Source organism: Pseudomonas sp. S36 (genome assembly GCF_016647875.1).
Taxonomy (GTDB): Bacteria; Pseudomonadota; Gammaproteobacteria; order Pseudomonadales; family Pseudomonadaceae; genus Aquipseudomonas; species Aquipseudomonas parafulva.
Genome location: NZ_JACVVG010000080.1, coordinates 1 through 9,580, shown reverse-complemented (window position 1 = coordinate 9,580; position 9,580 = coordinate 1). Strand labels below are relative to the sequence as shown.

Annotated in this window: 2 protein-coding genes; both read left to right on the top strand. The window is 63.4% G+C overall.

Features of this window, described 5'->3' with window-relative positions; genetic code table 11:
- The coding region (locus IAE36_RS23095) for a non-ribosomal peptide synthetase (protein ID WP_201214934.1) at nt 1-3,564 on the top strand (3,564 nt) is incomplete at its 5' end.
- Between the two features lies 1 nt (nt 3,565).
- Nucleotides 3,566-9,580: non-ribosomal peptide synthetase (locus tag IAE36_RS23090; protein ID WP_201214933.1), on the top strand; the 6,015-nt coding region annotated here is incomplete at its 3' end.

Below are 9,580 nucleotides of genomic sequence, written 5' to 3'. Positions count from 1 at the left end.
CCCAATGGCAAGCTTGAACGCAAGGCGCTGCCCAAGCCTGACGCAACGTCGGCCCAACGTGCCTATGTGGCGCCACGTACCGAACTGGAAGCGCAAATCGCCCAAGTGTGGCAGGACGTGCTGAAAGTCGAGCAGGTCGGCGTGAACGACAACTTCTTCGACCTTGGTGGGCATTCGTTGCTCGCCACCCAAGTGATGTCGCGGGTACGCCAGTTGCAGGGAGCAGACGTACCCTTGCGTACCCTGTTCGAGCAGCCCACCCTGAAAACCTTCGTCGCAGTGCTTCAGGCCGCACCGCAGGGTGAGCCTTGCGCACCTCCATTGCTCGCCGCGTGCCGGGATGCACCGCTGCCGTTGTCCTATGCGCAGGAGCGCCAATGGTTCCTTTGGCAATTGGAGCCACAAAGCACGGCGTACCACCTCGCCAGTGTCCTGCGCCTTCGCGGCCGCCTCGACGCGGTAGCGTTGCAGCGCAGCTTCGACACCTTGGTGTCCCGGCACGAAACCCTGCGCACCTTGTTCATCCAGGATCAGGGCCATCCCCACCAGTTGATCCTCCCCCAAGGCGACGTCAGGGTCGAACGCGAGCGCCTGGACCTTTCCCGGTTTGACCGCGCCGGGCAGGATGCGGCCCTGCAGCAGGCCGTGCTGCGCGAAACCCAACGCTTGTTCGACCTCACTCAGGGGCCGCTGCTGCGGGCCAGGTTGATCCAGTTTGGTGACGATGACCATGCCTTGGTATTGACCCAGCATCACATCATCACCGATGGCTGGTCGCTGCAACGTATGGTCGCGGAGCTGATAGGCCTTTACCAAGCCTTCAGCCAGGGCCGCACCGTCGATACCGCCGCGGCTGCGCTGCAGTATGCCGACTACGCCGTGTGGCAGCGCCAGTGGATGGAGGCCGGGGAGCGTGACCGTCAGTTGGCTTACTGGACCGGGCAACTGGCCGGTGAGCAACCCGTGTTGGAACTGCCCACCGATCACCCTCGACCCGCGGTTCAGAGCCTGCGGGGGGCCAGCCACGACTTCAGCCTCGAGCCCGTATTGGTCGAGCGTCTCAAGCAGCTTGCCCGGGGTGAGCAGGCCAGCCTGTTCATGGTGTTGCTGGCTTCGTTCCAGGTGTTGTTGCATCGCTACACCGGCCAGCGGGAGATCCGTGTCGGTGTACCCATCGCCAACCGCAACCGCCTGGAGGTCGAGGGCATTCTCGGCTTTTTCGTCAACACTCAGGTGCTCAAGGCCGAGCTCAGCGCTGACGCACCATTCGCCGAGGTTCTGGCCCAGGTGCGCCAGACCGCACTGGATGCCCAAGCACACCAGGATCTGCCTTTCGAGCAACTGGTCGAAGCCTTGCATCCGCAGCGCAGCCGCAGCCATACACCGTTGTGCCAAGTGATGTTCAACCATCACGATGAGACCCAGGCTGTACTGGCGGGCCAGTGCCTGGGTGAACTGCAGGTCGAGCCACTGGATTGGGGTAACGTCACGGCCCAGTTCGACCTGACCTTGGACACCTACCAGCTTGAAGCCGGCATGGGCGCGCGGTTCACCTACGCCTGTGAACTGTTCGAGCCAGCGACCATTGCTCGCCTGGCCAACCATTGGCAGACCCTGTTGCAGGCTATTGCCGAGCAACCCCATCAGGTGGTTGCGCAATTGCCCATGCTCAGTGCCGCCGAGCACGCCCAGTTGCGCGAGTGGAACATGCCGCGCCACGCCTATCCGAGCGATCGAGCGGTACACCGGCTGATCCAGGCATGGGCCGAGCGCACGCCCCAATCGGTGGCGTTACAGTGCGGCGAACTTACCTTGAGCTACGCCGAACTGGAGGTCCAGGCCAATCGCCTGGCGCATTTCCTGATGGCCCAGGGCGTGGGGCCGGAGGTCCGGGTCGGCATCGCCCTGGAACGCGGCTTTGACATGATTGTCGGCCTGTTGGCCGTGCTCAAGGCCGGTGGTGCTTATGTGCCACTGGACCCCCAGTACCCACAGGAGAGACTCGCCTACCTGATGCAAGACTCGGCCATGGCACTGTTGTTGAGCCATTCGGATTTGCTGCCGGAGCTGCCGGCCCCGGCTGGTCTGTGTTGCCTCGCCATCGACCGACTGGATCTGAACACGCAACCAGGCAGCGCTCCAGCCCAAGACCCGGCGCCGCAAAATCTGGCTTATGTGATCTACACCTCCGGCTCCACCGGGCAACCCAAAGGTGTAGCCGTTCCTCACGGGCCATTGGCCATGCACTGCCTGGCCATCGGTGAACGCTATGAAATGAGCGAACGCGATTGTGAGCTGCATTTCATGTCGTTCGCCTTCGATGGGGCCCACGAGCGTTGGCTGACTACCCTTGGCCACGGCGGTCGGCTGTTGATCCGCGACCCGAGCCTGTGGACCCCGGAGCAGACCTACCAGGCCATGCATCAACAAGGTGTTACCGTGGCCGCGTTCCCGCCGGCCTACCTGCAGCAGTTGGCCGAACATGCCGAGCGCGACGGCAACCCGCCGCCCGTGCGTATCTACTGCTTCGGTGGGGATGCCGTGCCGCATTCGAGCTTCGAGCTGGCCAAACGAGCGCTACGGCCTCGGTACATCATCAACGGCTACGGGCCCACGGAGACCGTGGTCACACCTCTGATCTGGAAAGCTGGGCCCGATGATACGTGCGGTGCGGCTTACGCGCCCATCGGCAGCCGAATCGGTGAACGCAGTGCGTATGTCTGCGACAGCGCCATGAGTCTGTTGCCGGTCGGCCTGGAGGGTGAACTGTACCTGGGCGGCGAAGGCATCGCCCGGGGTTACCTGGAGCGCCCTTCGTTGACCGCTGAGCGCTTCGTGCCCGATGCCTTGGGCGGGCAGGGGGGCCGGCTCTACCGCAGCGGCGACCGTGTTCGCCAGCGTGCCGATGGCACCATCGACTACCTGAGCCGCATCGACCACCAGGTGAAAGTAAGAGGCTTCCGTATCGAGCTGGGTGAGATCGAAGCTTGCTTGCAGGCTCATGGCGCTGTGCGTGAAGCGGTGGTACTGGCCCAGCCTGGCCCGGCTGGTGCTCAACTGGTGGGCTACCTGGTCACCGGGCTCGCCGATGCCTGGGCCCAGGCCGAGCTGCGCGAAACCTTGCAGGCACACCTGCGCGAGGTGCTGCCGGCCTACATGGTGCCAAGCTACCTGCTGTTCATCGATCAACTGCCCCTGACCCCCAACGGCAAGCTCGACCGCAAGGCCCTGCCCCAAGCAGATGCCAGCGACTTGCAGCAACGCTACGTGGCCCCCGAGGGTGACCTGGAGCAGCAGTTGGCGCAGATCTGGGCGCAGGTGCTCAAGCTCGAACAAGTAGGGCGTAACGATAACTTCTTCGAACTGGGTGGGCATTCATTGCTCGCTACCCAGGTCACTGCTGCCGCCCAGCAGCAATTGCAGGCCAATATCCCGCTTGACCTGATCTTCAAAGCCGGCGCCTTGCATGAATATGCCAATGCGGTCGGCGGTTGCCTGAACAGCAACCTCAACCAGGACCTTAGCGACATGCATGATTTTCTGACCGAGCTGGAGACCCTCTGAAATGGCTGAATTGGACAACCTTGCACTGGTTCAGCGTTTCATTCGCCTGCCGCTGGTACAACGGCAGGCCTTTCTCGACAAACTGGCCGGTCGTGGCATGAGCCTGGCTCAGTTCCCGATTCCGGCAATGCGCGGCGAATTCCCTCGCTTGCCGCTGTCGTACGCGCAGCAGCGCCAATGGTTTCTCTGGCAACTGGACCCCGAGAGCCGCGCCTACCACGTGCCCAGCGCGTTACGCCTGCGCGGGGCGCTGGACATTACGGCGCTGCAGGCCGCCTTCGCTGATGTGATCGAACGCCATGAAGCATTGCGGACACGTTTTCAGATCGATGAGGACGACCGCACCTGGCAAGTGGTCGAAACGCTGGCCGCGTTGCCCGTCGAGCACGCAAGCCTTGCCGAAGGGCTGGAGCCGGCCGCTCGCGACCGGGCTATCGAGACCTTCGTCAACGCCCAGACCCAGCAACTGTTCGACCTGCAGCGCGCGCCGTTGTTACGGGTTGGCCTGCTGCGCCTGGCCGAGGATGATCATGTGCTGGTGCTGACGCTGCACCACATTGTGGCCGATGGCGTGTCCATGGGCATTCTGGTCGACGAACTGGTCGCCTGCTATGCGGCCCGCAGCCAGGGGCAAGCGCCACTGTTGCCTGCCTTGGCGATCCAGTATCCCGACTACGCCATCTGGCAGCGTCAGTGGATGGAGGCGGGCGAGCGCGACCGCCAACTGCAGTACTGGACCGAGCAATTGGGTGATGAGCACCCGCTGCTGGAGCTGCCCAGTGACTTCCCCCGCCCGGCGCAGCAGAGCTACCGGGGTGGGCGCTACGAGGTCAGCCTGCCGGTGCCGTTGGCCCGAGGCCTCAAGCACCTGGCGCACAGCGAAGGCACCACATTGTTCGTGGTACTGCTGGCCTCGTTCCAGCTGTTGCTACACCGCTACAGTGGCCAGGCACACATTCGAGTCGGGGTGCCGATCGCCAACCGCCACCGGGTGGAAACCGAAGGCCTGATTGGCTTCTTCATCAATACCCAGGTGCTTAGCGCCAACGTTGAGGGAAGCCAGCGCTTCGTCGACCTGGTAGCCCAGGCCAAGGCCGCCGCCATGGGCGCCCAGGCCCACCAGGATCTGCCATTCGAGCAGTTGGTCGAGGCCTTGCAGCCGCAACGTAGTCTCAGCCATAGCCCGCTGTTCCAGGTCTTGCACAACCACCAGAGCGATGAAACACGCGCGGCATCTTCCCAGGTTGGCAGCCTGCGGGTAGAAACACTCGCGCCGGGCGAGCAGACCAGCAAGTTCGACCTGACCCTGGAAACTGTCGAGCAGGGTGGTGAACTGAGTGCGACATTGATCTACGCCACCGACCTGTTCCGTGCCGAACGCATCGAGCGTATGGTCGGGCATTGGCTGGAGCTGCTCGTGCAACTGGTCGCCAACCCTAACGCGCGCCTGGGTGAAATCCTGTTGTCCGGAGCGCCTGTCACAACCGCTGGCCCGGGCTTGGCACTGAAACCGATCGCAGGGGTGCATGAACTGATCAGCGAGCAGGCCCGGGCGAACCCGCAGGGCCTGGCGGTGGTTGCTGGCGAGCAACGCTTGAGCTATGCCGAGCTTGAACAATGGGCCGGCGCATTGGCTTGGCGTCTTGGCGAACAGGGCGTTGGCCCGGAGGTGCGGGTGGCCATTGCTACCGGCCGTACGGTCGAATGGGTGGTTGCCATGCTGGCGGTGCACAAAGCCGGTGCTGCCTTCGTAGCGCTGGACCCAGCGCTGCCACAAGAGCGTCAGGCCCAATTACTGCGCAGCAGTGCGGCTTGCCTGATGCTGGTGGACGTTCCGGCGACCTTGCCTGGATTGGACACTCCACGTTTGGTTATAGCGGATGCCAAGGGCGGGGCCATGGCCGCAGCGGTTGCGCTGGAGCGTAGCAATGCTGCTTACCTGGTTTACACCTCCGGCTCTACGGGCCAACCAAAAGGGGTGGTGGTCGAGCATGGCGCCTTGCTCAATTACGTTCAAGGTGTGGTGCAACGCATCGAATGGCAAGACGTGCAGCGCATGGCATTGGTTTCGACGCTGTCGGCCGACCTCGGCTACACCCAGCTGTTTGCTGCACTGTGCACTGGCCGAACGCTGCATCTGGTGGATACGGATCTGGCGATGGATGCCGATGGCTTTGCCGACTACATGGGCCGCCATGCCATCGATGCACTCAAGATCGTCCCTTCGCACCTGGACGCGCTGCTCAAGGCTGCACGGCCGGAACAGGTGCTGCCGCGTCGCTACCTCGTGCTTGGCGGCGAAGCCTGCCCGTCGACCTTGTTGACCGAGATACACCGGCTGGCGCCGCAGTGCCGGGTGTTCAACCATTACGGTCCGACCGAAACCACTGTGGGTGTAATGGCCGGTGACATCGATCTGGCGGTGGCAACGCCCCGTGCCAGCCTTGGCCACCCCTTGGCCAACAGCCACGTGCGAGTGCTCGACGCCGACCTGCAAGCGGTGCTCGACGGCGTGCCAGGGGAATTGCACATTGGCGGTGCGGGACTGGCCCGGGGTTATGTGGGCCAGCCTGGCCTGACCGCCGAGCGTTTTGTCCCCGACCCTGCCGGTGTTCCAGGCGCCCGGCTGTATCGCAGTGGTGACCAGGTGCGCCGGGGCGCAGCCGGGATCGACTACCTGGGACGGGTCGATGACCAGGTGAAAATTCGCGGTTACCGTATCGAGCCTGGCGAGGTGGCCAATGCGCTGCGCAACCTGCCCCAGGTGCGTGAAGCCGCAGTGCTTGCGATGCCTTCGGCCGGTGGTCGGCAACTGGTGGGTTACGTCGTGGCCAAGGGGGAGGGGGAGCCCGCCCGGCTTAGAACTGAACTGTTTGCGCAGTTGCGCCAGGCGTTACCGGAACACATGGTTCCGAGCCAACTGGTACTGTTGGCGGACCTGCCCCTCAATGCCAACGGCAAGCTCGACCGCAAGGCTTTGCCGAAGCCGGATGCGACCACCGAAGCGGCCTTCATGGCCCCGCGTAACGTGCTGGAGCAACGTCTGGCGGCGATCTGGCAGGAGGTACTCAAGCGTGAGCGGGTGGGGGTGACCGACAACTTCTTCGAGTTGGGCGGAGATTCGATCATTTCCATCCAGGTGGTCAGCCGTGCTCGCCAGGCCGGTATCCACTTTACCCCCAAGCAACTGTTCCAGTACCAGACCGTTCAGGGTTTGGCCGGTGTCGCCCGGCAGGGTGAAGCCAAGTCAGGCGAGCAAGGGCCTGCCCAAGGCGCGTTGGCGTTGTTACCAATTCAGCAGGCTTTCTTTGCCCGCCCCATGGCTCGGCGTGCACACTGGAACCAGTCGTTCCTGCTACGCAGCCAGGTGAGCCTGCCAGTGGCATTGCTGGAGTCGGCGTTGCAGGCGCTGGTGATGCACCACGATGCGTTGCGCCAAGTGTTTGGCCAGGTATCAGGGCAGTGGCGCGCCGAGTACCGTAGCGTCGAGCAGCAACAGGCCTTGTGGCAACAGCAACCGCTGCTGGAGCAGGCCCGCTGTACCGACCGTGGCGCCTTGGAGGCGCTGTGCGAAACTGTGCAACAGGGCCTGGACCTTGGCCAGCGCCTGCTGCGCGCGGTATGCGTGCAAATGGGCGATGGCAGCCAGCGGCTATTGCTGGTGATCCACCACCTGGTGGTCGATGGCGTATCCTGGCGGGTGTTGTTCGAAGACCTGCAAAACGCTTGTGCGCAATTGCAGGCGGGCCAACCGGTTAGCCTGCCGGCCCGCACCAGCTCGGTACAGCGCTGGGCACAGCAGTTGCACGCCTTGGCCCAGGGACCACGCCTGCTGGAGCAGGTCGACTACTGGCAGGGTAGCCTGCAAGGCGTGCCACGGACGCTGCCCGGGGCCATTGCCGACGCGCCAGCGCGCCAGTGTGACAGCCATAGCGTGTACAGCCGGCTGGATGCCAGTGCTACTCGGCAGTTGTTGCAACAGGCACCTGCGGCCTATCGGACCCAGGTCAACGACCTGCTGCTCAGCGCCCTGGCGCGGGTTATCACCCGCTGGAGTGGCGAACGTTCGGTGTTGGTACAATTGGAAGGCCATGGCCGCGAGGCGTTATTCGACGATATTGACCTGAGCCGCACCGTTGGCTGGTTCACCAGCAAATACCCTGTGCTACTGACCCCGGCGCAGGACCTTGGGCAAACGATCAAGGGTATCAAGGAGCAATTGCGGGCGGCGCCTGACAACGGCATTGGCTTCGGCATCCTGCGCTACCTGGCCGATGCTGCAACCCAGACGCTGATGGCGGCATTGCCCGAGGCCCGTATAACCTTCAATTACCTTGGGCAACTGGACGGCCAGTTCGATGAAGGCGGTGCCTCCCTGTTCGTGCCAGCCGTCGAGTCGGCCGGTGCCGAGCAGGATGGACAGGCCTCGCTGGGCAACTGGCTGACCCTCAATGGCCAGGTCTACGACGGGGAGCTGAGCCTGGAGTGGACGTTCTCGGCACAGATGTTCGAACCCGAGGTTATCGAGCGCCTGGCGCATGAATATAGCCGCGAACTGGCTAGTCTCGTGGCTCATTGCACAGCGGGTCGGGCACTGGGCTTTACCCCGTCCGACTTCCCTCTGGCGCCAGTGAACCAAGCCCAGATTGATAACCTTCCGGTCATTGCCGACGACATCGAGGACATCCTGCCACTGGCACCCATGCAGCAAGGCATGCTGTTTCATACCTTGTACGAACAAGGATCGGGCGATTACGTCAATCAGCTCCGGGTGGATATCGATGGGCTGGACCCGGCGCGTTTCCGCCTGGCTTGGCAGCGGGTGGTCGAGCGCCATGAGATGTTGCGCAGCAGTTTCTGCTGGGAAGGCGACCTGGCGCAGCCGCTGCAACTCGTTCACCGAGCCGTTGAGGTACCGTTTGAGGAATACGACGCTGCGCAGGATGCCAACCACCTTGCCGCCACAGCCCTGGCCCAAGGTTTCGATCTGGCTCACGCGCCCTTGCTTCGCCTGCAACTGGTGGAGACCGGTGCAGGGCAGCATCACCTGATCTACACCCACCACCATATACTCATGGATGGCTGGAGCAGTTCGCGGTTGATCGGTGAGGTGATGCAGCACTACGCAGGCCTCGCCCTTGACGCGCCGTGCGTACGCTACCGTGACTACATCCAGTGGTTGCAGGGCCAGGATGCGGCTGCCAGCCGAGCCTTCTGGGAACAGCAACTGGCCAGCCTCGAGCAACCGACACTGTTGGCCAACAGCCTGCCGCGCCCCAGCGGCGCACATGGTCATGCCGAGTACCGGCATCTGATCGAGCGCTCGGCCACGCAAGCGCTGGGTGAGTTTGCCCGCGCCCGAAAAGTCACACTCAACACATTGCTGCAGGCTGCCTGGCTGTTGCTGCTGCAACGCTATACCGGCCAGCAGGCGGTCAGTTTCGGCGCCACGGTGGCTGGCCGGCCCACCGACCTGCAAGGTGTGGAAGAACAGGTGGGCCTGTTCATCAATACCTTACCGGTGATCGCCAGCCCCAGCCCGCAACTGAGCGTGGCGCAATGGCTGCAGACGGTGCAGGCACAGAACCTGAGCGTGCGTGAGTTCGAACATACGCCGCTCTTCGAAATCCAGCGCTGGCGCGGTCAAGGCGGTGAAGCGCTGTTCGACAGTATCCTGGTGTTCGAGAACTACCCGGTGTCGGAAGCATTGCAACAGGGTGCCCCCGACGAGCTCCGTTTCGGTCCCGTGGCCAGCCATGAACAGACCAACTACCCACTGACCCTGGCGGTCAGCCTGGGCGATACCCTGGAACTGCGCTACAGCTTCGACCAAGCGCACTTCAGTGCGTCGCAGATACGCCAGATCGACGCTCACTTGATGGTCTTGCTCCAAGCACTGAGCGAGCAAGCCGACAGGCATCTGGGCGAGTTGCCGATGCTGGGCACGGCCGAGCAGGAGCGCATCGTCGTGCAGTGGAATGCCACCGCGACCGACGCCTACCCGCTGGACGCCTGC